This is a genomic window from Micromonospora sp. WMMC415, assembly GCF_009707425.1.
Taxonomy (GTDB): domain Bacteria; phylum Actinomycetota; class Actinomycetes; order Mycobacteriales; family Micromonosporaceae; genus Micromonospora.
Genome location: NZ_CP046104.1, coordinates 1,084,456 through 1,108,327, shown reverse-complemented (window position 1 = coordinate 1,108,327; position 23,872 = coordinate 1,084,456). Strand labels below are relative to the sequence as shown.

General features: G+C 69.9%; 27 protein-coding genes and 1 rRNA gene. 12 read left to right on the top strand and 16 right to left on the bottom strand.

Translation table 11 applies throughout. From position 1 onward, the window contains the following. Positions 1 to 282: 282 nt before the first annotated feature. From GKC29_RS05470 to GKC29_RS05440, 7 genes are all read right to left on the bottom strand, one after another. A 16S ribosomal RNA gene (locus tag GKC29_RS05470) occupies positions 283 to 1,798 on the bottom strand. A gap of 775 nt (positions 1,799 to 2,573) precedes the next feature. Continuing rightward, complete coding sequence (locus tag GKC29_RS05465; RefSeq protein WP_155329778.1) at positions 2,574 to 2,828, bottom strand: SCO4848 family membrane protein; 255 nt, start codon at positions 2,826 to 2,828, stop codon at positions 2,574 to 2,576. Positions 2,829 to 2,927: 99 nt separating this feature from the next. Next, on the bottom strand, positions 2,928 to 3,392 hold the full coding sequence (locus GKC29_RS05460) for a hypothetical protein (protein ID WP_155329777.1): 465 nt from the start codon (positions 3,390 to 3,392) through the stop codon (positions 2,928 to 2,930). A gap of 269 nt (positions 3,393 to 3,661) precedes the next feature. Continuing rightward, positions 3,662 to 3,931 (bottom strand): hypothetical protein, encoded by a 270-nt coding sequence (locus GKC29_RS05455; RefSeq protein WP_155329776.1) that lies wholly within the window; start codon positions 3,929 to 3,931, stop codon positions 3,662 to 3,664. A gap of 15 nt (positions 3,932 to 3,946) precedes the next feature. Next, a complete protein-coding gene (locus tag GKC29_RS05450; protein WP_155329775.1) occupies positions 3,947 to 5,032 on the bottom strand; it encodes a hypothetical protein in 1,086 nt (361 codons plus the stop codon). After that, positions 5,010 to 5,351 carry a WXG100 family type VII secretion target gene (locus GKC29_RS05445; protein WP_155329774.1) on the bottom strand — a complete coding sequence of 114 codons (342 nt, stop codon included), beginning with the start codon at positions 5,349 to 5,351 and terminating at the stop codon, positions 5,010 to 5,012. The genes GKC29_RS05450 and GKC29_RS05445 overlap by 23 nt, the downstream gene beginning before the upstream one ends. A 4-nt stretch (positions 5,352 to 5,355) precedes the next feature. After that, positions 5,356 to 5,799: a YbaB/EbfC family nucleoid-associated protein gene (locus GKC29_RS05440; protein ID WP_196255814.1), complete on the bottom strand. Its 444-nt coding sequence runs from the start codon at positions 5,797 to 5,799 to the stop codon at positions 5,356 to 5,358. A 134-nt stretch (positions 5,800 to 5,933) separates the two neighbouring features. On the opposite strand from GKC29_RS05440, the gene GKC29_RS05435 reads away from it, so the two are divergent. Continuing rightward, on the top strand, positions 5,934 to 6,461 hold the full coding sequence (locus tag GKC29_RS05435) for a DUF6244 family protein (protein ID WP_155329772.1): 528 nt from the start codon (positions 5,934 to 5,936) through the stop codon (positions 6,459 to 6,461). A 111-nt stretch (positions 6,462 to 6,572) separates the two neighbouring features. Here the strand turns inward: GKC29_RS05435 and GKC29_RS05430 are convergent, their stop codons facing one another. Beyond that, complete coding sequence (locus tag GKC29_RS05430) at positions 6,573 to 7,733, bottom strand: epoxide hydrolase family protein (protein ID WP_155329771.1); 1,161 nt, start codon at positions 7,731 to 7,733, stop codon at positions 6,573 to 6,575. 179 nt (positions 7,734 to 7,912) lie between these two features. Here GKC29_RS05430 and GKC29_RS05425 point away from each other — a divergent pair, with 179 nt between their 5' ends. From GKC29_RS05425 to GKC29_RS05405, 5 genes are all read left to right on the top strand, one after another. Then, complete coding sequence (locus GKC29_RS05425) at positions 7,913 to 8,287, top strand: PadR family transcriptional regulator (protein ID WP_155329770.1); 375 nt, start codon at positions 7,913 to 7,915, stop codon at positions 8,285 to 8,287. Then, positions 8,284 to 9,657 carry a permease prefix domain 1-containing protein gene (locus GKC29_RS05420; protein WP_155329769.1) on the top strand — a complete coding sequence of 458 codons (1,374 nt, stop codon included), beginning with the start codon at positions 8,284 to 8,286 and terminating at the stop codon, positions 9,655 to 9,657. The genes GKC29_RS05425 and GKC29_RS05420 overlap by 4 nt, the downstream gene beginning before the upstream one ends. A gap of 164 nt (positions 9,658 to 9,821) precedes the next feature. Continuing rightward, positions 9,822 to 11,045 carry a macrolide family glycosyltransferase gene (locus tag GKC29_RS05415; protein WP_155329768.1) on the top strand — a complete coding sequence of 408 codons (1,224 nt, stop codon included), beginning with the start codon at positions 9,822 to 9,824 and terminating at the stop codon, positions 11,043 to 11,045. A gap of 3 nt (positions 11,046 to 11,048) precedes the next feature. Further along, positions 11,049 to 11,549, top strand: a complete 501-nt coding sequence (locus GKC29_RS05410) for a hypothetical protein (RefSeq protein ID WP_155329767.1) — start codon at positions 11,049 to 11,051, stop codon at positions 11,547 to 11,549. After that, on the top strand, positions 11,510 to 12,490 hold the full coding sequence (locus GKC29_RS05405; protein WP_230688931.1) for a hypothetical protein: 981 nt from the start codon (positions 11,510 to 11,512) through the stop codon (positions 12,488 to 12,490). Before GKC29_RS05410 ends, GKC29_RS05405 begins: the two co-directional genes overlap by 40 nt. 50 nt (positions 12,491 to 12,540) lie before the next feature. Here the strand turns inward: GKC29_RS05405 and map are convergent, their stop codons facing one another. Continuing rightward, complete coding sequence (map, locus tag GKC29_RS05400) at positions 12,541 to 13,359, bottom strand: type I methionyl aminopeptidase (protein WP_155329765.1); 819 nt, start codon at positions 13,357 to 13,359, stop codon at positions 12,541 to 12,543. Between the two features lie 73 nt (positions 13,360 to 13,432). On the opposite strand from map, the gene GKC29_RS05395 reads away from it, so the two are divergent. Together GKC29_RS05395 and GKC29_RS05390 are read left to right on the top strand one after the other, a co-directional pair. Then, positions 13,433 to 13,699 (top strand): helix-turn-helix domain-containing protein, encoded by a 267-nt coding sequence (locus tag GKC29_RS05395; protein ID WP_155329764.1) that lies wholly within the window; start codon positions 13,433 to 13,435, stop codon positions 13,697 to 13,699. A 141-nt stretch (positions 13,700 to 13,840) separates the two neighbouring features. Beyond that, the gene (locus GKC29_RS05390; RefSeq protein ID WP_155329763.1) at positions 13,841 to 14,233 is read left to right on the top strand and encodes a VOC family protein; all 393 of its coding nucleotides are present in this window, start codon (positions 13,841 to 13,843) and stop codon (positions 14,231 to 14,233) included. Between the two features lie 273 nt (positions 14,234 to 14,506). On the opposite strand, the gene GKC29_RS05385 is transcribed toward GKC29_RS05390, so the two are convergent. The 5 genes from GKC29_RS05385 to aztB form a co-directional block, all read right to left on the bottom strand. Next, the gene (locus GKC29_RS05385) at positions 14,507 to 15,028 is read right to left on the bottom strand and encodes an NUDIX domain-containing protein (protein WP_230688930.1); all 522 of its coding nucleotides are present in this window, start codon (positions 15,026 to 15,028) and stop codon (positions 14,507 to 14,509) included. Positions 15,029 to 15,157: 129 nt separating this feature from the next. Then, positions 15,158 to 16,339 (bottom strand): zinc metallochaperone AztD, encoded by a 1,182-nt coding sequence (gene aztD / locus GKC29_RS05380; RefSeq protein ID WP_155329762.1) that lies wholly within the window; start codon positions 16,337 to 16,339, stop codon positions 15,158 to 15,160. 80 nt (positions 16,340 to 16,419) lie between these two features. Continuing rightward, the gene (aztC, locus tag GKC29_RS05375) at positions 16,420 to 17,337 is read right to left on the bottom strand and encodes a zinc ABC transporter substrate-binding protein AztC (protein WP_155329761.1); all 918 of its coding nucleotides are present in this window, start codon (positions 17,335 to 17,337) and stop codon (positions 16,420 to 16,422) included. After that, positions 17,334 to 18,524 carry a hypothetical protein gene (locus tag GKC29_RS05370; RefSeq protein WP_155329760.1) on the bottom strand — a complete coding sequence of 397 codons (1,191 nt, stop codon included), beginning with the start codon at positions 18,522 to 18,524 and terminating at the stop codon, positions 17,334 to 17,336. The genes aztC and GKC29_RS05370 overlap by 4 nt, the downstream gene beginning before the upstream one ends. Next, positions 18,521 to 19,387: a zinc ABC transporter permease AztB gene (gene aztB / locus GKC29_RS05365; RefSeq protein ID WP_155334002.1), complete on the bottom strand. Its 867-nt coding sequence runs from the start codon at positions 19,385 to 19,387 to the stop codon at positions 18,521 to 18,523. The genes GKC29_RS05370 and aztB overlap by 4 nt, the downstream gene beginning before the upstream one ends. Positions 19,388 to 19,434: 47 nt before the next feature. Between aztB and aztA the strand changes: the two genes are divergently transcribed. The 4 genes from aztA to GKC29_RS05345 all read left to right on the top strand — a co-directional run bounded on the left by aztA (position 19,435) and on the right by GKC29_RS05345 (position 22,447). Then, positions 19,435 to 20,070: a zinc ABC transporter ATP-binding protein AztA gene (aztA, locus tag GKC29_RS05360; RefSeq protein WP_155329759.1), complete on the top strand. Its 636-nt coding sequence runs from the start codon at positions 19,435 to 19,437 to the stop codon at positions 20,068 to 20,070. A gap of 350 nt (positions 20,071 to 20,420) precedes the next feature. Beyond that, the gene (locus GKC29_RS05355; protein ID WP_155329758.1) at positions 20,421 to 20,717 is read left to right on the top strand and encodes a DUF1540 domain-containing protein; all 297 of its coding nucleotides are present in this window, start codon (positions 20,421 to 20,423) and stop codon (positions 20,715 to 20,717) included. 104 nt (positions 20,718 to 20,821) lie between these two features. After that, positions 20,822 to 21,679, top strand: coding sequence for a DUF2470 domain-containing protein (locus tag GKC29_RS05350; protein ID WP_230688929.1), 858 nt, complete (start codon positions 20,822 to 20,824; stop codon positions 21,677 to 21,679). Positions 21,680 to 22,027: 348 nt separating this feature from the next. Continuing rightward, positions 22,028 to 22,447: a thiol-disulfide oxidoreductase DCC family protein gene (locus tag GKC29_RS05345; protein WP_155329757.1), complete on the top strand. Its 420-nt coding sequence runs from the start codon at positions 22,028 to 22,030 to the stop codon at positions 22,445 to 22,447. Here the strand turns inward: GKC29_RS05345 and GKC29_RS05340 are convergent. Next, positions 22,411 to 23,316, bottom strand: a complete 906-nt coding sequence (locus GKC29_RS05340) for an HTTM domain-containing protein (RefSeq protein WP_155333999.1) — start codon at positions 23,314 to 23,316, stop codon at positions 22,411 to 22,413. The two genes, GKC29_RS05345 and GKC29_RS05340, sit on opposite strands and share 37 nt — an antisense overlap. Further along, on the bottom strand, positions 23,313 to 23,753 hold the full coding sequence (locus GKC29_RS05335; RefSeq protein ID WP_155334000.1) for a hypothetical protein: 441 nt from the start codon (positions 23,751 to 23,753) through the stop codon (positions 23,313 to 23,315). The genes GKC29_RS05340 and GKC29_RS05335 overlap by 4 nt, the downstream gene beginning before the upstream one ends. Positions 23,754 to 23,872 lie beyond the last annotated feature (119 nt).

The window sequence follows — 23,872 nt, the reverse complement described above, 5'->3', positions numbered from 1 at the left end:
GCGAGGCCAGGCCGTGCCTGGCAACCAACCCTGGAACTCAACTCCAGGTCATGGTTTCCGAAAGGACAACCACCGGTTGTTCCTTCAGGACCCAACAGGGTGCCCATCATCCTCCCCCAGCCGCACCAGGACCCCGTTCCACACCACCGAAGTGGCCGTACTAGGAAGAACCCGGCCGTTGCCAGGGAAAAACTCGCCAGTGTCTCCGCCAATCGAGCACCCCGACCCGACATCCGCGGGCCGCGGGCTCCATACCACCCTTCGGTGGATGGTGCTCCTTAGAAAGGAGGTGATCCAGCCGCACCTTCCGGTACGGCTACCTTGTTACGACTTCGTCCCAATCGCCAGCCCCACCTTCGACGGCTCCCTCCCTGACGGGTTGGGCCACCGGCTTCGGGTGTTGCCGACTTTCGTGACGTGACGGGCGGTGTGTACAAGGCCCGGGAACGTATTCACCGCAGCGTTGCTGATCTGCGATTACTAGCGACTCCGACTTCACGGGGTCGAGTTGCAGACCCCGATCCGAACTGAGACCGGCTTTTTGGGATTCGCTCCACCTCACGGTATCGCAGCCCATTGTACCGGCCATTGTAGCATGCGTGAAGCCCTGGACATAAGGGGCATGATGACTTGACGTCATCCCCACCTTCCTCCGAGTTGACCCCGGCAGTCTTCGATGAGTCCCCGCCATAACGCGCTGGCAACATCGAACGAGGGTTGCGCTCGTTGCGGGACTTAACCCAACATCTCACGACACGAGCTGACGACAGCCATGCACCACCTGTGACCGCCCCCGAAGGACCCGACATCTCTGCCGGTTTTGCGGCCATGTCAAACCCAGGTAAGGTTCTTCGCGTTGCATCGAATTAATCCGCATGCTCCGCCGCTTGTGCGGGCCCCCGTCAATTCCTTTGAGTTTTAGCCTTGCGGCCGTACTCCCCAGGCGGGGCGCTTAATGCGTTAGCTGCGGCACAGGGAACCGGAGAGGCCCCCCACACCTAGCGCCCAACGTTTACAGCGTGGACTACCAGGGTATCTAATCCTGTTCGCTCCCCACGCTTTCGCTCCTCAGCGTCAGTATCGGCCCAGAGACCCGCCTTCGCCACCGGTGTTCCTCCTGATATCTGCGCATTTCACCGCTACACCAGGAATTCCAGTCTCCCCTACCGAACTCTAGCCTGCCCGTATCGACTGCAGGCCCGCAGTTGAGCCGCGGGTTTTCACAGTCGACGCGACAAGCCGCCTACGAGCTCTTTACGCCCAATAAATCCGGACAACGCTCGCGCCCTACGTCTTACCGCGGCTGCTGGCACGTAGTTGGCCGGCGCTTCTTCTGCAGGTACCGTCACTTCCGCTTCGTCCCTGCTGAAAGAGGTTTACAACCCGAAGGCCGTCATCCCTCACGCGGCGTCGCTGCATCAGGCTTCCGCCCATTGTGCAATATTCCCCACTGCTGCCTCCCGTAGGAGTCTGGGCCGTGTCTCAGTCCCAGTGTGGCCGGTCGCCCTCTCAGGCCGGCTACCCGTCGTCGCCTTGGTAGGCCATCACCCCACCAACAAGCTGATAGGCCGCGAGCCCATCCCAGGCCGAAAAACTTTCCACCCCCCACCATGCGGCAGGAAGTCCTATCCGGTATTAGCCCCGGTTTCCCGGGGTTATCCCAAAGCCTAGGGCAGGTTGCTCACGTGTTACTCACCCGTTCGCCGCTCGAGTACCCCGAAGGGCCTTTCCGCTCGACTTGCATGTGTTAAGCACGCCGCCAGCGTTCGTCCTGAGCCAGGATCAAACTCTCCAACAAAAACCTGTTGAAAAACTGTCCCAGCAACAAAAAGTGTTGCCAAAGGAATCCCAACCAGCCGAAACCACAGCCTCGACCAGTCCGGGGTATAAAACAATTTGGCACTGGCTTATCAAGCACCCTGTTGAGTTCTCAAAGAACAACCACACACCATCAGAAACCCACACCGTGGGCCCCATCCGGGGCTTCACTCCCACCCACCGCTCTCGCGCCGGGCACTTTTACTACGTTACCTCACCGTCTCGGCCGTGTCAAACCGTGTGTCCCGGTCTGTCATGCTTCGTACGGCTTGGCGCCGCTGACCGCACGCAGCGGCGAACCGCTGTGCTCGATCATCGGATTCGGCAGGCCGGCCCGCCGCGGTCTCCCGCTGGCTCGTCCGGTGCCCTGCCGGTCGTCAACCTTACCCGGTCGGTTCCGCCGCACCAAATCCGCCTCCCGGCAGATCCAGCGGGCCCCGCCCGACCGGCGTCCCAAGGGGTTGATCCCCCTTCCGACGCCGGCGCCTTCCCGGTCGAGAGCACCAGGTCTTTCGCCCTGTTTGCCCCGTTCCGCGCTGGCAGAGAGAAAGTTACGCGTCCGCGGGTTTGAACGTCAAATCCGTGGGCAGCGGCCCGCGTCACACTTGCCCGGCAGGGCGTCCACCGCCCCGCGAAGCGATCGGCGGCGGGCCCACGGAGAGCGACAACGCTCTGCCGCACCGCCGCATTCCAGGACCCCCGGTCCGCTCCCGAGCGGGCCCGGACGCGCCGGCAGCTGTCCGTGCCACGGAGGGTCAGGACGTCGGTGGCCGGCGGCCGGCACGCAGGGCGCGCAGTCCGAGCACGCCAACCGTGGTGCCGATGGCCAGCGACGCCGCGATCAGCAGGGCGTGGATCCAGAGGAACCCGGTCGCCGGGAAGTCCCCGACCACCCCGGTCGACCAGGAGCGCGGGTCCTTCCAGATCGCGACGGCGAACCGCGGCCAGATCACCCAGGTCCAGACACCGACGCCGATGAGGAAGTACGCCCAGCCGCGCGACAGCACCATGGCGACCGAGTATGCCACCGGACCAGCGCCGGGACGGCTGGCCGGCGGAACCGGTGCGTGGCCCGCACCCGTAGCGCGGCGCGGGCCACGCCACGTCGATCAGAAGCAGGTGCCGATCCCGCCGATCGCCGGGTTCGCCCGGTCGTGGTAGTGGATGGCGCCGGACGGGTCCGCCATGAAGCCGCCCCAGATGGTGCAGCCGCCACGCACGTACGCCCTCGCCGGACCCGCCGCGTAGAGCCTGCCGGCGTCGTCGACCTGGGTGGGCAGGTACTGGGCGGAGAGGTAGACCTGGGTGCGGGTGAGCGCGCCGACGTACGCGGACTTAACGGTGACGGTGCAGCCGTACCCGGTGAGGGTGTTGTACATCAGGTAGACCGTGCCGAGCCGCTCCCGGCTCTCCGCGTGGTGGATGGGGTCCTGGTCCCGCACGACATAGCCCAGACCGCAGAGGGACTGGGGAGTGACGGGGTTGACGGCGGCCCGCGCGGCGGCTCCCACCCCACCGACAAGCCCCACCGCGAGCGCGATCACGATTGCGGTTCGACGAACGGCACCGAACATGTCTGTCGCCTTTCTCGGTCCGACGGATGCGGGACCAGAATGGCGGCGCGGAGTGGCTCCCCGAATGTGCCGCGGAGCCATTCCCGATCATCGTCCGGTGTGCCGACCGCCAATTCGGGGCCGGTTGAGCTGCGACAACCTTCGAGGCTACATTGATGGCGGTCGAATATGACGAATTTCGCAGGCAGGTGTTCCCGAGAAACACACATTGCCGGTGTGGTTCCGTCGTAGCCCGCTGTTTCCGCCGGGGACGGGTCAGGCCCGAGTGGTCAGGCGCGGGCCGCGAGGGCCACCGAGAGCCGGCCGAGGAACGCGCGGATGCTCTCCTCGCTGTGCGGCGCCTCGACCTGGTCGTTGAGCGGCCCCTGGTACCGCAGCGCCTCGGTGAGCGCGCCCAGGGTCTCGGCGGGGTCACCGGGGTAGAGCCCGCCGACCACCCCGTCGGCGACCCGGGTGACCACCGCGTCGTCGAGGGCCGGGTCGAACTGGATCCCGTAGAGGATCCCGTTGACGTGGCCCTTCCAGTTCTCCGTGCCCATGTTCCGCTGTCTCCCCTAGAAGATCCGGCTGCCGTCCCAGCTGTGGATCGGGACGTCGCCGAGGCCGTTGCGCTTGAACTCGGCGTCGAGATTGGCCATGTGGCTCGCGTCGGGCTGGTAGTGGCCGCTCCGCGCGGTCGCGAGCTGGACCCTACCGTCCCGGACGACCAGCTCACCCGCCGCCGCCACGGGCTGGCCGTTGCCGAGCGTGGAGTGGTGGAAGTCGCCGACCTTCTGGTAAGTGGACGCGTAGATGTTGCCGTTGCGGTCCATCACGAAGATCGCCTGGCCGTTGCCGCTGAAGACGGTGCTCGAGGCGGACGTGTCGTACGGTGTGCCGTCCTTGGCGCTGCGCAGGATCCCGTCACCGTCGAAGAAGACCCGATGCTCCTCCAACTGTTCCGGGGTGAGCCGGCGCACCGGCGTCGGGAAGAAGCCGCCGGGAAGATGCTCGTTTCGGTACTTGTCGAGCATCGGCTTCGTGTTGTGGTAGCGGGGTGTCATGTGCGGGCCGGGGATGCCCGGCTTCGGGGCGCCGCCGGGGCCGCGGCCCTTCCCGGTGAACCGGCGCAGCAGTCGCTTCGCCCGCTTCAGCAGCTGCGGGATGATCTCCTTGACGACCCGCTCCACGACCTCCTTGACGATCCGCTGGATCGCCATCCGGGCGACGCCGATCGCGACCGGGATCTGGGCGAGTGAGGCGCCGAGGCTGGGCGCCGCCGCCGCGAGCGCGATCGCCACCTGCACCACGAGGATCGTCAGCTGGATGATCACGAGGATCTTCTGCGTGAGCGTGATGATCGCCATCACGAGCAGGGCCATGCCGATCAGCTCGGCTGCCTGCGCGCCGTCCTCCATGCGGCGCGGCGGGCCCTCCTCGCCCCGCCAGGCCTGCTCGAACGCCCGGACGTCGTCGCCGCTGTTGACGCCGAAGACCTGCGACGAGCCCTTCTCCGCGTCCCCCACGGCGGTACGCAGCCGCCCGGCGAACGCGAACCACATCTGCGACGCCTCGAACAGCAGTTCCTCGTCGGCGGTCGGCCAGGTGAAGCCGACCCAGCCCAGGGCCTCCGCCAGCTCAGGGGGCAGCTGCATACCCACCGGGCAGCTCCATCCGGTTGAAGAGTTCCGCGTTCGTGGTCTCGATCGCCTCGTAGGCGTCCGCGCCGTGGTTGAGGTTCCCCGCGACCTCCAGCAGCTGGTCGGCCATCGACCGGTAGACGTCGAGCGCCTGCGTCAGCACCTCGACGTAGACGGCGCCGAAGAGCGACCCCGCCTCGTCGGAGCCCCACGGGCTGCCCGAGCCGGTGACGGTGCCTTCGAGGCTGGCCACCTCCGCGCCGAGCTGCTGGCCCGTGGCCTCGAGCGATCCGGCCGCGGCGCGCAACGCCGCGACGTCGACCTGGATCCCGTCGGACATGGGTTCACCGCCGGTCGATCCGCCGGGTGGCGGCGTCGAGGTCGCTGATCATCCGGTCGAACCCGCGGAACGCCTCCTCCGAGACGCGCTCCAACTGCCGGGCCAGAGCGGCCGTGTCCGGTGCCGCCGCCGCACCGAGCGTCTCGGCGCGCCGGGTCCGCTCGTCGTCCTGCGCCGCTCGTACGGCCTCGACCACGTACTGGGCGATGGCGCTGGTGCCGGCACGCAGCAGGCTCGGGTCGATCACCAGCGACTCCAGCCGGCCGAACGCCGAGACCTCCGCCTCGACCAGACCGTCCCCGCCGGCACCGCGGCCCACCATCTCCTCGGCGGCCGGTGGGTTCTCCGGCCCGCCCGGCTGCACCGTGCCGGCGCCGGTGGCCTGGCCCAGCAGCCGCATCGCCTCTTCCAGCGACCGGCCCAACCCGGACGGATCGATGCCCCCCATGCCCATCACCCCACGGTCCGTTTCCGTCTCTCCCCAGGACGCGCGAGACTACCAACGGGCACAGCGCCGCCGCAGCCCCGATGTCGTCTGTGGAGCGTCCGTCGTCACCCGTCGTGCACTGGAGGAACCCGTCCGTGTCGCACATCGAGAAGATCACCGTCCAGCTCCGTACCCTGTCGGCCGGCGTCGAGCGGGCGCAGGCGCTGACCGCGACCGCCGACCAGCAGGCCCAGGAGGTCGCGCTCCGCGCCGCCGGCGCCGGCTTCGCGGCGGTCGCGGCGGGAATGACACGGGTACGCGGTGCGATCGCCGCCGTCCAGGGGCGGCTGAGCGGCCTCGCCACGTCGATCGGTGAGGCGGCGACGGCGACGGCGGCCGTTCCCCGTGAGGCCACCCCGGAAGAAACGGTCGCCGGGCTGGGCCCGGTGCGGGACGGCATCGTCGGCGCGCGGGCGGCGTCGAGCGCGACCGTCAGCCAGGTCGGCGACGCGCAGCGGCTCGTGACGCTGGTCCTGCAGGGCGGGCAGCCGGGGCCGCTGCTACAGGGGCTGGAGAGCGTCAAGCAGGTCCTCGTGCAGGTGGTGCAGCGCACCACGGCGGCCGAGCGGTCTGTCGAGGCGGCGGTCGCCGAGGCCCGGCAGACCGGCGCGCCGGGCGCGTGAGCGTACGCCGGCGCGCCGTCCGGTCAGGCGGTTCCCGCGTGTGGTCCGAGCTGTCCCTGCGGTGCCGGTGCCGCGCCCGCCCGGTCGCGGCCGGGCCTGCTCGGCCGTGCGTCAGCCGCGGCCGAGAGCCCGGGCGAACTGGCGGATGTCGTCGACCAGCAGGCCGGGCTGCTCCAGCCCGGGGAAGTGGCCGCCCCGCTCGTACTCGGTCCACCGCACGATGTTCGGGAACGCCTGGTCGGCCCAGGCCCGGACGGGCTGCGACGGGTCGTGCGGGAACACCGCCACCCCCAACTGCACCGGCACCGGGGGCTGCCGTCGCGGCGCGTCGCTGACGGGGAGCATGTCGGCGGTCTCGAAGTACAGCTGGGCCGCGGAGCCCGCAGTGCGGGTGAACCAGTAGAGCGAGACGTTGGTGAGCAGCCGGTCCCGGTCGACGGCGTCCTCGGGGCTCTTGCCGGAGTCGGTCCACTCCTTGAACTTCTCGACGATCCAGGCGAGCTGCCCGACGGGCGAGTCGGTGAGCGCGTACGAGACGGTGACCGGCCGGGTCGCCTGGAGCTTCATGTAGCCGGACTCCTCGGCGAGGAATCGCCCCAGCCGGGCCAGCCGCCGGCCGGTGTCCTCGTCGAGCGCGCCCAGCTCCCGAGGGTCGCCGGGAGGAGGCGTGATGAGGAAGTTGACGTGCGCGCCGATCGCGTGCCGGGCGTCCGTCGCGGCGAGGGTGACCGTCACCCAGGACCCGAAGTCGGTGCCCTGCGGCAGGTAGCGGTCGTATCCGAGCCGGCTCATCAGCTCCGCCCACGCCCGGGCGATGCGGGGCACACCCCATCCGGTCTCGGTGAGGGGGTTGGAGAAGCCGTACCCGGGAAGTGACGGGATCACCACGTGGAACGCGTCCGCCGGATCGCCGCCGTGGGTACGCGGATCGGTCAGCGGCCCGATGAGGTCGACGTACTCCAGGAAGCTGCCCGGCCAGCCGTGCGTGAGGACGAGCGGCGTCGCGTCCGGCTCGGGGGACCGGACGTGCAGGAAGTGCACGGTGGCGCCGTCGATCTCGGTGCGGAACTGGGGGTACCGGTTCAGCTCCGCCTCGGCCGCCCGCCAGTCGTACCCGGACCGCCAGTACTCCGTCAGCTCCCGCAGGTACCCCTGGGGCACGCCGCGTTCCCAACCGTCGACGCCCGGCTCGGGCGGCCAGCGGGTGTCGGCGAGGCGCCGGCGCAGATCGTCGATCTCGGCCTGCGGAATCTCGATACGGAACGGCTCCATCCCAGCGCCTCCCCGGTCACGGCACGCACGAGAGCCCTCATCGTCGGCCGGCGTACGCGGACCGCGCACCTTCCAACGTGCGCACCTCGGAAAATCGTGCGTCGCCGCACCGCCTGGCGCCGCGCCGATACCTAGGACTACTATGCATTGCAGTTCTAGGGTTACGGCTCGGAGGTCTCATGAGGGTCACCAAGGATCTGGTCGCCGCCTCGGCCACACCTCTGGTGCTGGGCATCCTCTCCGAGGGGGAGAGCTACGGCTACGCCATCCTCAGACGGATCAACGAGCTGTCCGGGGGAGAACTCGACTGGACCGAGGGACTGCTCTACCCGCTGCTGCACCGGCTCGAGCGCCTCGGCTACGTGGAGTCGAACTGGCAGTCGGTGACGGGGGAGCGGCGGCGCAAGTACTACCACATCACCGGCAAGGGCCGGACCGAGCTTGCCGAGCAACGCCGCCAGTGGGACACGGTGGTGAGCGCGCTCAAGGAGATCTGGCACGGCCCCGGGGATTCCAGGCCGTTCGGGGCGATCCCCGTAGGAGGGCCGGCATGACCACCGCCGACAGTCAGGACGGCCTGGAGGCCCAGTTCGCGCAGTGGCGCCAGTACGTGCAGCGCCGGCGAGAACTCCAGCGGGCCGACGCCGAGGAACTCGAGGACCACCTCCGGGGCTCCGTCGACGAGTTGGTCGGCGTCGGCCTGCGCGCCGACGAGGCGTTCCTGGTCGCGGTCAAACGCATGGGCAGCCTCGACGACCTGTCCCGCGAGTTCGCCCGGGAGCATTCGGAACGGCTGTGGAAGCAACTGGTGCTGACCGGCGACACCGACAACCCGGTGGCGGCCACCCGGTCACGCCGTGACCTGCTCGCGATGGTCGTCTGCGCAGCGGGCGCGGCGGCGTCGGTCAAGGTGCCGGAGCTGTTCGGGATGAGCCTCGAAGAGGACGGCTCCTTCTACGGCCCGAACGCCGCCCTGTTCGCACTGCCCTGGCTGGCGGCCTTCCTGGCGTGGCGCCGTCAGGCCACGAAGGCGCTGATCGGTGTCCTGGTGGCGTTGTTCGCGCTCGGCGCCGTGGCGGCCAACGCCTACCCGCTCCGGGACGACTCCCAGTCGCTGGTCCTGACCAGCATCCATCTCCCCATCGCCCTGTGGTTCGTCGTCGGTCTCGCCTACGTGGCCGACGACCTGCGCTCGTCGCGCCGACGCATGGACTTCATCCGCTTCACCGGCGAATGCTTCATCTACTACGTCCTCATGGCCCTCGGTGGGGGCGTGCTGGTCGCGTTCATGTTCGGGACGTTCGAGGCCATCGGGGTCTCCCCGGAGTACTTCATCTCACAGTGGCTGCTGCCCTGCGGTGCCGCGGCCGCGTTGGTGGTGGCCGGGTGGCTCGTCGAGGCCAAGCAGAGTGTCGTCGAGAACATCGCCCCCGTGCTCACCCGACTGTTCACCCCCCTGTTCACCGCTGCGCTGCTGGCCTTCCTCGTGGCCCTCGTCGTGACCAACGCCGGCATCGACGTCGAGCGGGAAGCGCTGATCCTGTTCGACCTTCTGCTGGTCGTCGTGCTGGGGTTGCTGCTCTACTCGATCTCCGCCCGCGACCCGCTGGCTCCGCCCGGCCTGTTCGACCGGCTCCAGCTCGCCCTCGTGGTCAGCGCGCTGGTCATCGACGTGCTGGTGCTGGTGGAGATCACCGGGCGCATCACCGAGTACGGCACCACCCCCAACAAGGCGGCGGCCCTCGGGGAGAACGTCGTCCTGCTGGCCAACCTCGCGTGGTCGGCGTGGCTGGTGCTGGGTTTCGTCCGCCGTCGTACGCCGTTCGCCGCACTCGAGCGGTGGCAGACCGGGTACCTGCCGGTGTACGCGGTGTGGGCCTGGATCGTGGTCCTGGTCCTCCCCCCGTTGTTCGATCACCTCTGACCGGTCGGCAACGGCCCCGACTCCCACCCTGCCTGCGGAAACCGACGAGTACCCGGTCCACGGCACTCCGCCGTCCGGCAGCGTCTACGCTGTGACCGAGAAAGGCGGATCGTGGTCGTTACGTGTTGCCGGGCGCTGACTCCTCGCCTGTCGAGGGTCGGCCGATGAGCTCAGTCGCATTCCTCAACATCGCCATGCACGGGCACGTGAACCCGACACTGCCGGTCGTGGCCGAGCTTGTCCGTCGTGGCCACGCCGTCACCTACCACACGACGCCCGCCCACGCCGAGAAGATCGCGGCCACCGGCGCGCGGGTGCTCCTCTACTCCGGGGACGACGTACCGCTCGCTGGCCCGCCCACGCCGGTCACGGTGATGGAACAGCTCGCGCGCACCGCCGTACGCGTGCTGCCCGCCGTCCTCACCGATCTGCGCGGCACCCGGCCCGATCTGATCGTGCACGACTCGCTCTGCCCGTGGGGGCCGGTGGCCGCCCGGGAACTCGACGTGCCGGCGGCCTCGTCGTTCACCACGTTCGCGTTCAACCGACACGTGCCCAGCCCCACCCATGCCTCCTGGGAGCTGCTGGCCGCCGCGGCGGCCCGACCCCGCCACGCCGGGGGGTACCTGAAGTCGCGCTGGGAGCTGCGCCGCCGGTACGACACGCGTGGGGTGCCCCTGATCGACCTGGCGAACATCCGTCAGCCGCTGAACCTCGTCTACACCTCGCGGGCGTTCCACCCGGAGGCCGACAGTTTCGACCAGTCCTACCGGTTCGTCGGCCCGAGTGTCGGTGCCCGCGCGGCCGACCCGTCGTTCCCGATCGACCGACTGCGGGATCCGGTGCTGTACGCCTCGCTGGGCACGGTATTCAAGGCCGACCCGCAACTGCTGCGCGGCCTTGCCGACGCGCTCGCCCCGCTGGGCGGCACCGTGATCGTCTCCACCGGGAACACCGATCCCGCCGCGCTCGGCCCGCTGCCGGCCAACGTGATCGCCCACCGGTCCGTACCGCAGCCGGAGGTGCTGGCCCGCGCGGCGCTGTTCGTCACCCACGGCGGGGTGAACAGCGTCAACGAGGCCCTGTACGCCGGCGTCCCCATGCTGGTGGTACCGCAGGGCGCCGACCAGATGTTGGTGGCTTCCCGCATCGTCGAACTCGGTGCCGGCCTCTCGATCCGCACCGAGGACGTCACCGTGGACGTCGTACGCGCCACCGCCCGACGTCTGCTCGACGAGCCCCGGTTCCGCGCCGCCGCGAGCACCCTCCAGGCTGCCCAGCGTCAGGCCGGCGGCTATTCGCGCGCCGCCGACGAGCTCGAACGCTATGCGCAGCAGGCCGGGACGCTCACTCGGTCGGGATCCGGCGACCTGCGACGGCAGGGCTGACCGATGTCCCCCTTCGTCGCCATCCTTCTGCTGTTCGCCGGGCTCTCCGAGGCCGCCGGCCGTCTGGTACCCGTGGTGGCCCGTCTGTCCGGCGCGTCGCGCACCAGGGTGATCGCGTTGATGCTGGCCGGCGCGGTGGTCGACGGCGCGGTGTTCGCGCTCTGGCCGCTGTCCGCGTGGACCCTTGCCGAGCTGGTGCTGACCGCGGCACCCTCCGAACCGCCCGACGAGGCCGCGCTGGTCTGGACACCGGGCCTGGCCGCCCCGCTGCTGCTCGCCGCGGTCCTCGCGTTCCCGCTGCTCGGGCCGCTGCTGCACTTCGTGCTCATGCTGGGAGTGGGGGCCGGCCTCGCCGGTGCGCTCGCCACGGTGGCCGGGATCGACTGGTGGGACGCAGCCGGCTGTGTAGCCGTCGCAGGGGTCGGCCTCGCCGTTGCCGTCGAGGGCGTCCGCCGACTGGTCGTGTGGCTCCAAACGACAAGAGCACCGAAGCCAGCGACATGATCGAGTTCGCGCTCCTGCTGCTGCTCGCCGGGCTCGGACCGGTCCTGCTCGCCGAGGCTCTGCTCGCCCGCTACGAGGTGCTCGCCTATGCCGCAGGCTGGCGGGCTCCCACCACCGACCTCCCCACCGGCATGCCGTACGCCCGGGGCGCGGACCCGGACCGCCCACCGGACGCCTACCTCGTCTATCTGGACGGCATCGGGAAACGCCGCTTCCACGACACCCGTGACGGCGGCCGACTGGTCAAGTGCCTGATCAACGGCGCGCCGGAACTCCGGGTGCTGGGCCAGGTGCAGCCCTACTCCCCGCTGGCCCACCCGCTAGCCGACCGGCCGGTGTGGAAGTGGGTGCGTCGCCACGTCGGGCTGCTGCTGTTCCTGCACAACGTGATGCAGATCTTCGTCGCCGCCGACCGCCGGTACCGTCCCCTGTACAACCGTGCCGTCGGAACGCAGATCGCCACCCAGCTCCGGCTCGCCGGCTACCGGCGGGACAGCGGCATCCCCGTGGTGATGCTCAGTTACAGCGGCGGCGCGCAGGTCGCCACCGGCGCGGTGGACGAGCTGTGGTCCCAGCTGCGCACGCCGCTCTGGCTGATCACTCTCGGCGGGTTCCACAACGGCGCCAACGACATCTCCCACGCCCGGCACCTCTACCGGCTCACCAGCACCGGCGACTGGATCGAGCGAGTGAGCACCTGGATCTTCCCGCAGCGGTGGCGACTGTTCCGCCGGAGCGGATGGAACCGTGCTGACCGCGAAGGAAAGATCACCGTGCACCGGCTCGACCCGGCCACCCACGTCGGTCCGGACAGCTACATCAGCCCGGGGACCCGGCTTCCCGATGGTCGCAGCTATCTCGACCAGACGGCCGACACCGTGATCGCGCTGATCCGGGACTGCTGCAGCGCGAAGTCGGGAACCGACGGCCCGCTGCCCTGAACGCCCCCATCCGCGAAACACAGCGTGTCACGCCCAAGGCGGGCAGTGGGTCAGGAGGCCGTGGCGGGCTTCCTGGTGGGGTCGGCCGAGGTGACGCCGTGAGCGGGGCGGCGGGTCAGGACCTGGGGGCCGGCAGCCGTGATGGCGACGGTGTGTTCGGAGTGGGCGGTGCGGGAGCCGTCGGCGGAGCGGATCGTCCAGCCGTCGTTGTCGAAGGTGATTTTGTCGGTGGAGCGGCAGAACCAGGGCTCGATGGCGATGGTGAGGCCGGGGACGAGTTTCATGCCGCGGCGGGCGCGGCCGTTGTTGGGGACGTGCGGGGCCTCGTGCATGGTTCGGCCGATGCCGTGGCCGCCGAACTCGGCGTTGACGCCGTAGCCGTAGGCGTGGGCGACCTCGCCGATCGCGGCGGAGACGTCGCCGAGGCGGCCGCCGGGCTGGGCGGCGGTGATGCCGGCCTCCAGTGCGACCTCGGTGGCCTCGATCAGCTTCAGGTCGGCCGGGTCGGGGGTGCCGACGATGACGGAGAGCGCGGAGTCGGCGACCCAGCCGTCGATGCTGGCCGCCATGTCGATGCTGAGCAGGTCGCCGTCCCGCAAGACATAGTCGTGCGGCAGCCCGTGCAGCACCGCGTCGTTGACCGACAGGCACAGCACGTTGCGGAACGGGCCGCGGCCGAACGAGGGAGCGTAGTCCCAGTAGCAGGATTCGGCGCCGCGTTCCTTGATCCGGCGGCGGGCGTGGTGTTCGAGGTCCATCAGGTTGACGCCGACTGCGGCGACGTCGCTCAACTCGGCGAGCAGCTCGCCGACGAACTGGCCGGTCACCGCCATCCGGCCGATCTCCTCGGCGGACTTGAGCTCGATCACGACAGCCTCCCCTCGGTCTGCGGTATTTTTATACCACGCCGGGTCGGGAGGCTCGGAGGGATATCCTGCTGGCATGGTTCGCCAACCACTCACCGCCGAACAGATCGCAGCGGGCCAACGCCTCGGAGCCGCCCTCCGGGCCGCGCGGGCCGGCCGAAGCCTCGTCGAGGTGGCCGTGGCAGCCGGCATCTCCCCCGAGACGCTGCGCAAGATCGAGGCGGGCCGCCTTCCCGCGCCGGCGTTCGGCACGGTGGTCTGCCTCAGCCAGGCCCTCGACGTCCCCCTCAGCGACCTGGCCGACGTCTGGCTGGCCGACATGCCCGTCCGCCAGGCGTCGTAGCGACCAGCCGCCCAAGTACGGCGCGCCAGCATGGTCGGCGTTCATGCGACGGCGGCACGATCGCGGCGCGCCGGGATCACCCGGACGGGCTCGCAGCCCGCGGGGTGCACAACAAGACGCGTCTCGGATCCAGGAGGGGCTGTGGAACGGGTTACCGGCATCGGCGGGGTCTTCTTCCGCGCCAACGACCCTGACCGAATCAATCACTGGTACGCCACCCACCTCGGCGTTGATCTCGCGCCAGAGTCGTACGACGTTTCCTCATGGTGGCAGCAGTCCGGCCCGACCGTCCTGGCCGCCATGTCGGCGGACTCCGAACACTTCGGCGGTTCCGAGCACTCCTGGTCACTGAACTTCCGAGTGGCCGACCTGGACGCGATGGTCGGCCAGCTGCGTGGTGCGGGTATCGACGTCGAGGTCGACCCTGAGGAATACCCGAACGGCAGATTCGCCAGCCTGCGCGACCCAGAGGGCAATGTGGTCCAGCTCTGGGAGCCGGCAGGGTCCGACAGCCGCGGGCCCCGCCGACACTGACCTCGGCCGAGCTCAACGCCTTTGCTCGTCATGCCATGCTCGGCGCGTGACGCCATCCCACCATCAGCGTCATGAACCGTTCATGGTGTCGTCCCGCAGTTCCGTCGGCCGCGTGCGGGTGCCGTCCGGCCACGAAACGAATCTGTGGGCTTGGCGCGGATCGCCACAGCGAGGCGACGTCATCACCGTGGCCTACATCGAGGAACGCAACCGGGCTACGGATGCCCGCGTGTTCGTTCCGACATGCCTGCGGATGGCCCATGAGTCCAAAGATCACCTGGCTTGGAACCGGCCGGTCAGGCGATAGGCGGCGTGCATTTCCAGGACAACTCGGGTCTGTGCCTGCAGCGGGCCCGGCGGTGTAGCGGGATCAGCGAAAGCCACGTCGAGCACCTCGGTGCTCTCCGGCTCGATCACTCCTGACCATCGTCGGGCTTCGAAGCACATGGCGAAGCAGTGCATGCGGTCGCCGTTGGGGTAGGTGATGACGTGAACGCCTGGCTCAGAGAGGCACCCAAAGGCAACGAGATCGGAGCCTTCGACTATCAGTCCGGTCTCCTCTCGGACCTCGTCGATGGCGGTGCCGACGAAGCTTCCTCCCGGCTCGGCCGCCCCTGCCGGTATCTCCCACAGACCAGAGTCACGACGTCGCTGGAACAGGACGCGTTCGGCCGAGTCGAGGAGGACGACCTGCGCCCCGGGCATGAGTAGCAGTCGAGACCCGACCAACTGCCGAAGTTGCCAGGTGTAGGAACCGGCGTAGCCCATCCGATGATCGAACCAGACGGCTGGCATCGTCGGATGGACGGCTACCGTCGGGGAACCCTGCCTGCTCGTCCGGTGCCGCGTGCCTCCCTGTCGGCCGGAACTGCCAGTTCCCCGGCGGTAGGGCAGAACGGCCGCTACCGCCGGGGGGCCTCCAGGTCAGTGGGTCGACAGCGTTCCGCTGATCTCGTTCGGCACCGCGGGCAGCTCCACCGATCCGACGAGCTTGCCGGTGGTGAGGTCGAGCCGGTGCACCTTCTTCACGGCCGGCTCGGTGATGTAGGCGGTGTCGCCGCGGACGAACAGGGCCGGGCGGGGCTCCTGCCACTTCATCGGCTCCCTCCAGGCGGCGACGACGGGCCACGCGTTGGTGATCGTGCCGGCGGCGGGGTCGACGACGTGCAGCTTGCCGTCGGTACCCAGGATCAGGCCCTCGCCCTTGGGGCCGCGGGCCAGGGAGCGGAAGCTGTAGCTGACGCCCTCGGGCATCGGCACCACCTTGAGGGAGTTCGTGGCGGTGTCGATGAGCGCGAACTGCTCGGGGAACTCACGCTCGGCGTCCGGGTCGATCTTGTAGTCGCCGAGCAGGACGGGCGAGGCCTCGCTGCCGACCTGGGTGCCGACGGCACCGTACGCCCGGTCGCTCTTGACCTTGACGAAGGCGCCGTTCTTGAACAGCAGGACCCCGTCCTTGCAGCCGAGCCCGACGACCTCGCCCTGGGCGACGGCTTCGCCGTGGACGCCGGGGCACTCCTCACTGCGGGCGATCTCCTTGCCGTCCTTGTCGAGCGCGATCGCGCCAGGGCGGGATTCCTCGGTGCCGAGGGTGACCACGAGGGTGCCGTCGCCCAGCTCGACCGCCACGCCGTGGTGCGGCTGGGCGGTCTTGTACTGGCGTCCGGTGGGCTTGCCGTCGGCGAGGCCCGTCGGGTCGAAGCTGTGCACCTCTCCGGTGCCGTCGGTGAACAGGACGGTGCGGTCACCGTGCAGCACGACGTGACCGGGCTTCGCGCCGGGGTACGTGATGTCGGTCAGCTTTCCGGCAGCCGCGTCGAGCACCTGGAAGCCGGCCTCGGTGGAGACGATGACGCCGGTGTCGTTGCCGGCCGGGTTGATCCGGTTGAACCCGTCGAGGGCGACGGTGTGCGCCACCTTCAGGGTCTCGCCGTCGAGCACGTGGATGCCGCCCTCGTAGGTGACCGCCACCGGCTCGTTCACCGAAGCGGTGGCCGACGACGCGGAGGGGGCTCCACTCTCGCCCGTCGTTTCGGACCCGCAGGCGGCGAGCGCCAGCGATGCGGCCATGAGCGCGACCAGACCACGGCTGTTGGGTCGGTTCACTGAAACGTCCTCTCTTTAGTGCAACTGGCAATCGTTTTCAGTAACCTACACGGAGGTCCGCATGTCGAAGCCGCCAGGGGTCAGGTTCCGCTCAGGGCGCCGATGATCGCTTCGGCGTTGAAGCGCATCATGGCCAGGTAGCTGGCGGCCTCGCCGTCCGCGTCGCTGAGCGATTCCGAATACAGCCCGACGACGCGTACCGTGATGCCGGCCTCGGCGGCCAGGACCTCGGCGAGGCGGGCGGGTTGCGCGGTGTCGGCGAAGACGGCCGGCACCCGGTGGGTCTCGATGGCGGTGACCAGCGAGGCGAGGTCGGACGCGCTCGGCGAAGCCAGGGTGGTTCCACTGGGGATGATCGCGCCGACGACCGTGAGGTCGTAGCGGTCGGCCAGGTAGCCGAAGACGTGGTGGTTGGTGACCAGGACCCGACGCTCCGCCGGGATCGCGGCGAAACGCTCGGCAAGCCTCGCGTCGAGTTCGCGGACCTCGTTCGCGTACGACTCGGCGCGCCGGCGGACGACGCCGCCGTCCACGCCGTCGACATGCCTGACGATCTCGTCGGTCAGCAGCCGCACCGCGGTGACCACGCGCGCCGGATCGGTCCAAAAATGCGGATCCGGAAGCCCTGCGGCGTCGCCGTCCCGGTACTCCATCGGATCGATCCTCGCGCCCACCTCCACGGTGGGAACACCCTCGGCCTTCGCCGCCTCCACCTGGTGCAGCACGCCCTCCTCCAGGCCGAGACCGTTGTAGACGACCAGGTCGGCCGTCTGCATGGCGTGCGCCTCCCGTGCCGAGATGGCGAACGAGTGCGGGTCGGCGTTCGGCTTCATGAGCACGCTGACCTCGGCCTGGTCACCGACGATCTCCGCGACGACGTCCCCGAGGATGTTCGTGGTCACGACAATGCGAGTCCGCGTCGGCGAGGTGCAGGCGGCGCCGCCGGCCAGCAGGGCAGCCGCGGCGACGAGCGCTGCCAAGAGTCTCCTGGTCCTCATCGACCGACCTCCACGACGAGGTCCGGTCGTTCGGTGACCCGCAGCTTGCGGGCGGTGCGCAGTCCGTCGCGGTAGTCGATCTCGTGGATGAGCCGGGCGGCCGGCTCGGCCAGGTAGGCACGGTCGACATCCAGGGTCAGGTTCGCGGCCGGCACGGACGTCTGCGCGAGCACCTTTCCGGTCCCGAGGTCGTAGCTGATCAACGTGCCCGACCGGTCGAGGGCGAGCACCGTACTACCGTCGGCCGGTGACGCCGCCGCCACCAGCTGGCGTCCTCCAGCCGGGAGGTATCGCAGGGTGGCCTTCGCCGCGTTCACCGACCAGATGCCGGCACGATCGGCGACCGCCGCCTCGTTGCTCCGCGGCCGGTACCCGAACGTGCCCGTCGGGACCGGGCCACGTGGGCTGGGCAGGGTCTTGGCCGTGAGCTTCTCGCCGTCGAGCTTGACGCGGACGAGACTGTTCTCGCAGGCGATGACCGCGCCGCCGCGCAACACCGCCCAGCCGCGCGGCGCCGCGCAGGGCGCCTCCAGGGCGCCGGTCGGTTCGCCGCGCTCGTTCATCGCGACGATCCGGTTCGCCGGCCGGCCGGGATCGTCGCCGACGGCGACGAGAAGCTGATCCGCGTACGGCACGGCCAGTGCGGTGGTGCTGCGAGAGTCGATCGTGGCGAGGGTGGCGACCTTGCCGGCTTCGAGTTCCCGGCGGTCGAGCACGGTGACCATCCCGTCGGCCGTACCGATGGTGGTGTGGGCCTCGAAGCCGGCGACCGTGGTTATCGGCGCGTCGAGCGTCAGAGTGCCGACCGAGCGGGCCGGCGCCCGGTAGTAGTGGACGTGGTCGGTGTGATCGACGGTCCAGACGCCGGCGTCGACGACCTCGAGTTCTCGGTTGCCGTCGTCGGCGTAGACGAAACGGCCGTCCTCGGTGATCCGCTCCGCACCGAGCGAGAGGCCGACCTCCCTCTCCGACCCGGTGGCCAGATCGAGCAGGTGCAGCCGCCGGGCCCCGCGGGTCAGGTACGCGATGGCGGACTGGGCCTCGGCCACCTCCTCGGCACCGGCGACGTAGCCGTGCGGCGTCTCCTCGGCGGCCGGCGGATCACCCGACGAGCCGCACGCGGACACCGCGAGCGTGACACCCAGGGCGGCGGCAGCGGCGAGGCCCCTGACGTTGGTGACGATCACGAAATTCCTTCCAGTGAGGGGTTCGGGCCCGGCGCCCGGCGTCGACCCAGCGCGGTCGTGACCCGGCGTGCACCGAGAATCGCGAAGAAGATCAGCACGGCGACGGCGGCGATCGTGGCGCCGGCGGCGGTCGCGGCGTACCAGGAGATCCACAGGCCGACCAGGGTGGCGGCCGAGCCGATCACGAAGCTGGCCAGCATCACCGCGGGCAGCCGGCGCGCCACCAGCATGGCCGCCGCCGACGGCGCGATCAGCATGCCGAAGGCGAGCAGCGTGCCGACCACGCTGAAGGCGACCGCCATCGTGACGGTCAGCAGCGCCAGCATCACCGCGTTGGCCAGGTCCGGTCGCAAACCCAGTGTCCGGGCCTTACGTGGGTCGAAGGTCAACGCGAGGAACGGCCGGTAGCACGCGGCGGTGACCGCCGCGACCACGGCGACGGCCGCGGCCAGCATCAGCAGGTCGGGCTGCCGGATCGCGAGTACGTCGCCGAACAGGAAGGCCGTCAGGTCGGTCGCGAACGACCGCGAGTGCGACACGATGATGACCCCGACCGAAAGCATCCCCACGAACAGCAGCCCGATGCTGGTGTCCCGCCCGAACTCCCGGCTGTGCCGAAGGGCGTTGACCCCGGCCGCCATGGCGAAGGCGCTGGCAGCGGCGCCGACCACGAGGTTCCCGCCGACGATCGACGCGATCGCCACTCCCGGCAGCATGCCGTGGCTCATCGCCTCCCCCAGGAACGTCATCCCGCGGGCGATCACCCACACGCCGACCAGCGCGCACGCCGCGGCCAGCAGCACGCCACCGACGAGCGCACGGACGACGAAGGAGACGGTGAACGGCTCGATCAGGGACGACATCACCCGGTCGACTATACTGAAATGACAACCATTGTTGTTAAGGGGATGTGTTGAGCGCCGATGTCCTGACCGCCGAGCACATCGGCTTCCGCTACGCCGACGTTCCCGTCCTGCACGACGTGAGCCTGCGGGCCGAAGCCGGATCCATGCTGGCCCTCACCGGCGCGAACGGCACCGGCAAGAGCACGCTGCTGCACCTACTGGCGGGCGTCACACAGCCCACCGAAGGACGCGTCCACCGTCGACCGGGCACCCGCCTCGCCCTGCTGCCGCAGCGCACCAGCGACATCGACGCCCTGCCGCTGACCGTCGCCGAATGTGTGCAGATCGGACGGTTCACCCTGCGCCACCGCCTCAGCCGGGACGACCGCGCATCGGTAGCGAAGATCATGCAGAGGCTGGACATCGCCCACCTGGCCCGCCGGCGGCTCCGCGAACTCTCCGGCGGCCAGCGCCAGCGCACCCTCATCGCGCAGACGCTCGTGCAGCACGCCGACATCTACGTCCTGGACGAACCGACAACCGCCCTCGACACCGGCAGCCGGCGACAGGTCCACGACCTGCTCGCCGAACGCGTCGCCGCCGGCGCGGCGGTGGTCATCGCCAGCCACGACCCCACCGAGACCGCACTCGCCGAGCACATCATCCGCCTCGAGGGGCGAACACCGACGCCCCTGCGGTGACGATGAAATGTTGGAATGTGGCACCTGACGATTGTTCGTCGGAGCCGGCAATAGCTGCCCAGTTTCAATCGCGGTAATCAGCCGTACACCGATTGTGGCAGGTAAAGCAAGACTGACCTAAGAAAGGTAAGGCTACCTTCATTCGGCACGGCGTTTTCCGCATGATGAAAGGCGACGGGCCGCTGCGGACGATGGTTCGTTGCTACAGTGTTGGTCATTCTGGATAGATTCCAGGACGCCGACCGGCGAAGGTTTGCCTTTCGCCGCTGTGGCAATGAGGGACTGACAGACCAGTACGCGGAGCCGGGGCGTTCCTCCACCCCGGCGGCCCTCACGATATGGAGGCACCAATGAAAACCCTGCTGCAGTCGCCGCCGGTCCGCGAATGCGCCGCCACCGCGTGCAGTTTCAACGACAATGGCTGCCACGCTCCGGCGATCACCGTCGCGTCGACGGGTGCGGCCGCATCCTGCGCGACGTTCGTGGAGTCGTCGGTACAGGGCGGGATCGCCGAGGTGACCGGTTCCGTGGGCGCATGCGCGCGTTCCGAGTGCGTCTACAACACCAACCTCGCCTGCACGGCCGAGTCCATCACCGTCGGTCCAGGCGCCACCGCCAGCGACTGCCTCACCTACCAGCCCGCCTGACGAGGGTGGCCCAGCACGACGCCGCCTTGGCAAGGTAAGGCTTACCTACTACAGTCACGTTCCTAGGCCGAACTCACCTGCACTTCATGGCCGAGGGGACTGACATGGCGCTCCACCCGGCCGGGCGGCCAGCGGACCTGGCGCACGCGGCGCCCGCCACCGACGCGTCGACGGCGGGCGCCGTGACTGCGCGCTCCGCCCTGTCCGCCGCCGCGTCCCTGCGGCTCCGACTTGACGACGCCACCGTCGACCTCATCGGATCGCACACCGTCCTACCCGACGGCACGGTGGTCCTCGCGGTTGACGCGATGACCCGGACCGGCGGCCTGCTGGTTGCCGCCCGCGGTCGACCGGGGGCGGTACGGCTCGACGTGACGCAGCTCGTCCCGGTCGCCGTACGGTCGCGGGTACGGGCCCGAGTTCGGGTGCTGGGTACGGCCCGCCGGTTCGACCCGGCGAGCCTGGACTCGTGCGACAGCGACACCGTCATGTCCCTGCTCGACCTACCCCCCGTCGCGCTGTGGGCCGTCGAACCGGTCCAGGTCGGCCTCACCCGCGATCGCGGCGAAGCCACCGTGAGCATCAGCGCCTATCGTGCCGCGCGGCCGGACCCGCTCGCCACCGTCGAAGCCGTACACCTGCAGCACCTCACCCAGCGGCACAGCGACGTCCTTGACCAGCTCGCGACACTGCTCGATCCGGCGTTGACCGCCAGGTCGACGCGGGTCCTACCGGTCGCGGTCGACGCCGACGGCGTGGTGCTCCGCGCCGAAGCATCGCACGGACACACCGACGTCCGGCTGCCGTTCGCCCGCCGCGTCACCGAGGGTGCCGGCCTCGCCGAAGGACTGCGTACGCTGCTTGCCGAGGCGGCACAGCGCCGATCCGCGCGGCCATCCCGCCCGGCCAACACGGAGCGACCTCCGGCGGCCGCGTGCGACTGCGACCTACGCGCCCGGTGACCGTGCGGGTGACGTCCGGGCGGTGAACAGGCCAGTGGCGAGAACACCCGGGCGATGCTGGCACATGGATGGCACGCGGCCACGCGTTACGTGATGGACCGCTAGCCGGTCCACACCGGCAGTTCCTCGGCCTGCACCAGGCTCATTACAGGGCCCAGTGCCGCCCGCCGATCGTCACAGAGCTGATCGACGAGGACGCTGCACCCTCCCGGTCGTGTGATCCAAGCGAGGATCGCTGCAAGCGCAAGGTGTGCGACTGCCGCCGGTAGTCCGGCTCGGCTACCGCTGTGATCTTCTCGCCAGGAAACAGCCCTTCACGGTTAGCACTGGTATGTGGAGGATGGGGGCATGGAGAGGTCGACGTTCGTATACGACGGGGACTGCGCCTTCTGCACGAAGTCCGCCGAGTTCATCGAGCGGCGGATCCCCACCAACGCGCGGGTCGTGCCCTGGCAGTTCGCCGACCTGGACGCGCTCGGCCTGACCGAGGCCGAGTGCGAGGCGGCGGTGCAGTGGGTCGGCGCCGACGGGTCCCGCGCCGCCGGGCCTGACGCGATCGCTCGGTTGCTTGGCGACAGCGGTCCCCTCTGGCGGGTCGCCGGTGCCGGTCTCCGGTTCCCTCCGGTACGCGCCGCCGCCTGGCCCACGTACCGCTGGGTGGCCCGCAACCGGCACCGGCTTCCCGGCGGCACCGCCGCGTGCTCGTTGCCGCAGGAGGCGCGGGAATCCCTCTACGGCCCGACCGCCCGCCCCACGGCGGACGCCTGAACGTATTCGGCCGCCACATCCTCCGGGTCGGCGTCGACGCCGTCGCGTCGGCGGAGGAGCCGGCGCGCCCAGACGACCGGGCGGACGCGTTCCAGGGGCAGGAAGCTCGTCATCGCGGCCAGGTGCGGGGCGAACGAGATGGTGATGGTCGCCATGGTGACCAGGTGGAACGAGTAGAAGAAGCCGATCGTGGCGAGCCGCCAGCGTTCCCGCAGCACGAAAACCACCGGGCTGAGCAGCTCGAACGCGACGATGCCGAACTGGGCGACGATCAGCAGGTACGGCACCTGCGCGATCAGGTCGGCCAGCTCGGTGCCGCGCCGGATGATCGCCCGGGCCAGCACCGAGCCGGTCAGCCACTCGGGCCCGCCGAACCGCACCTTGGCCCAGGCGGCCAGGAAGTACGTGCAGATGACCGCGATCTGGGTGGCCCGCAACGCCCAGCCCCCGGCCTCGGTGCGGGTGGCGTCCCCGTGCCGGGCACGCCCGGCGGTGGGGAGCACGGCCAGGGCGACGAGCAGGCCGAACCGGTCGTGGTCGACCTTGCCGTAGCTCATCGCGACGATCATCCACTCGAGGTAGAGCGCGAAGACCGACCAGCCCAGCAGTCGAGGTGCCCGGCCGGTGGCGGCGAGCAGGGCGAGCAGCAGCAGGACCCAGAAGATCACCGCGACCAGCGCCGGGGTCGGCGTGGGCAGCGGCAGCAGCCGACCGATCAGCAGCGGCTGGTAGAGCTCGCCGGGTACCGCGACCCGGGTCCGCACCCACGGGGTGAAGACCACCAGGTCCGCGGCGACGAAGAGATAGATCAGCGTACGAAAGGCGGCGACCCGGCCGCGCGGGACCGGCTCGGTCAACCAGCGGCTCATCGGCCCGCCCGCCAGCTGACCACGGTCTCGTCCGTCCAGCGGCCGGTCGGGCGCCCCTCCTGGATGCCGTACCAGCGGATCACGATGCGGACCTCGACCAGCTTCGCCGCGCCGAGGTTGCGTTCGGCGTACGCGTCGGCCACCTCTGCGAGCAGCGCGGGGTCGGCGACGTAGCGGGCCTGCTGCCCCTCGATCTCGGCCCGCCGGATGCCGGTGGCCTCCTGGCCGAGGCCGACCACCGCGCCCGTGGAATCGACGCCCTCCACCCGCGTGTCCGGTGCCGGGGCGTCCGGCGGGTTCGACGTCGAGTACATCCGGAACGGCCCGAACGGGAAGTGGTCGTCGGTGCCCCAGCTGGTGCCGGCCACCAGCAAGGCCAGACCGAGTGCGGTGGCGGCGAATCGGGCCGCGCGACCGCGGGTGGTCAAGGTCTCCATCGCGTCGTGACGCTACGGGATGCAGCGGCCCCCGGGGGTCCCTCCGGCGGTCACTCCTGGTCGCCCGAGTCGCCCGGGTTGGCCGCCGTGGCCGCCGAGGGCCCGGCCGTGGCCGCGGT

What these genes read in the sequence shown, in the direction of transcription:
- GKC29_RS05465 (WP_155329778.1), bottom strand. Translation starts at nt 2,828, where the DNA reads ATGGTGCTGTCGCGCGGCTGGGCGTACTTCCTCATCGGCGTCGGTGTC.
- GKC29_RS05460 (WP_155329777.1), bottom strand. Translation starts at nt 3,392, where the DNA reads ATGTTCGGTGCCGTTCGTCGAACCGCAATCGTGATCGCGCTCGCGGTG.
- GKC29_RS05455 (WP_155329776.1), bottom strand. Translation starts at nt 3,931, where the DNA reads ATGGGCACGGAGAACTGGAAGGGCCACGTCAACGGGATCCTCTACGGG.
- GKC29_RS05445 (WP_155329774.1), bottom strand. Translation starts at nt 5,351, where the DNA reads ATGTCCGACGGGATCCAGGTCGACGTCGCGGCGTTGCGCGCCGCGGCC.
- GKC29_RS05440 (WP_196255814.1), bottom strand. Translation starts at nt 5,799, where the DNA reads ATGGGGGGCATCGATCCGTCCGGGTTGGGCCGGTCGCTGGAAGAGGCG.
- GKC29_RS05430 (WP_155329771.1), bottom strand. Translation starts at nt 7,733, where the DNA reads ATGGAGCCGTTCCGTATCGAGATTCCGCAGGCCGAGATCGACGATCTG.
- GKC29_RS05425 (WP_155329770.1), top strand. Translation starts at nt 7,913, where the DNA reads ATGAGGGTCACCAAGGATCTGGTCGCCGCCTCGGCCACACCTCTGGTG.
- GKC29_RS05420 (WP_155329769.1), top strand. Translation starts at nt 8,284, where the DNA reads ATGACCACCGCCGACAGTCAGGACGGCCTGGAGGCCCAGTTCGCGCAG.
- GKC29_RS05415 (WP_155329768.1), top strand. Translation starts at nt 9,822, where the DNA reads ATGAGCTCAGTCGCATTCCTCAACATCGCCATGCACGGGCACGTGAAC.
- GKC29_RS05410 (WP_155329767.1), top strand. Translation starts at nt 11,049, where the DNA reads ATGTCCCCCTTCGTCGCCATCCTTCTGCTGTTCGCCGGGCTCTCCGAG.
- GKC29_RS05395 (WP_155329764.1), top strand. Translation starts at nt 13,433, where the DNA reads ATGGTTCGCCAACCACTCACCGCCGAACAGATCGCAGCGGGCCAACGC.
- GKC29_RS05385 (WP_230688930.1), bottom strand. Translation starts at nt 15,028, where the DNA reads ATGCCAGCCGTCTGGTTCGATCATCGGATGGGCTACGCCGGTTCCTAC.
- aztC (WP_155329761.1), bottom strand. Translation starts at nt 17,337, where the DNA reads ATGAGGACCAGGAGACTCTTGGCAGCGCTCGTCGCCGCGGCTGCCCTG.
- aztB (WP_155334002.1), bottom strand. Translation starts at nt 19,387, where the DNA reads ATGTCGTCCCTGATCGAGCCGTTCACCGTCTCCTTCGTCGTCCGTGCG.
- GKC29_RS05355 (WP_155329758.1), top strand. Translation starts at nt 20,421, where the DNA reads ATGAAAACCCTGCTGCAGTCGCCGCCGGTCCGCGAATGCGCCGCCACC.
- GKC29_RS05350 (WP_230688929.1), top strand. Translation starts at nt 20,822, where the DNA reads ATGGCGCTCCACCCGGCCGGGCGGCCAGCGGACCTGGCGCACGCGGCG.
- GKC29_RS05345 (WP_155329757.1), top strand. Translation starts at nt 22,028, where the DNA reads ATGGAGAGGTCGACGTTCGTATACGACGGGGACTGCGCCTTCTGCACG.
- GKC29_RS05340 (WP_155333999.1), bottom strand. Translation starts at nt 23,316, where the DNA reads ATGAGCCGCTGGTTGACCGAGCCGGTCCCGCGCGGCCGGGTCGCCGCC.
- GKC29_RS05335 (WP_155334000.1), bottom strand. Translation starts at nt 23,753, where the DNA reads ATGGAGACCTTGACCACCCGCGGTCGCGCGGCCCGATTCGCCGCCACC.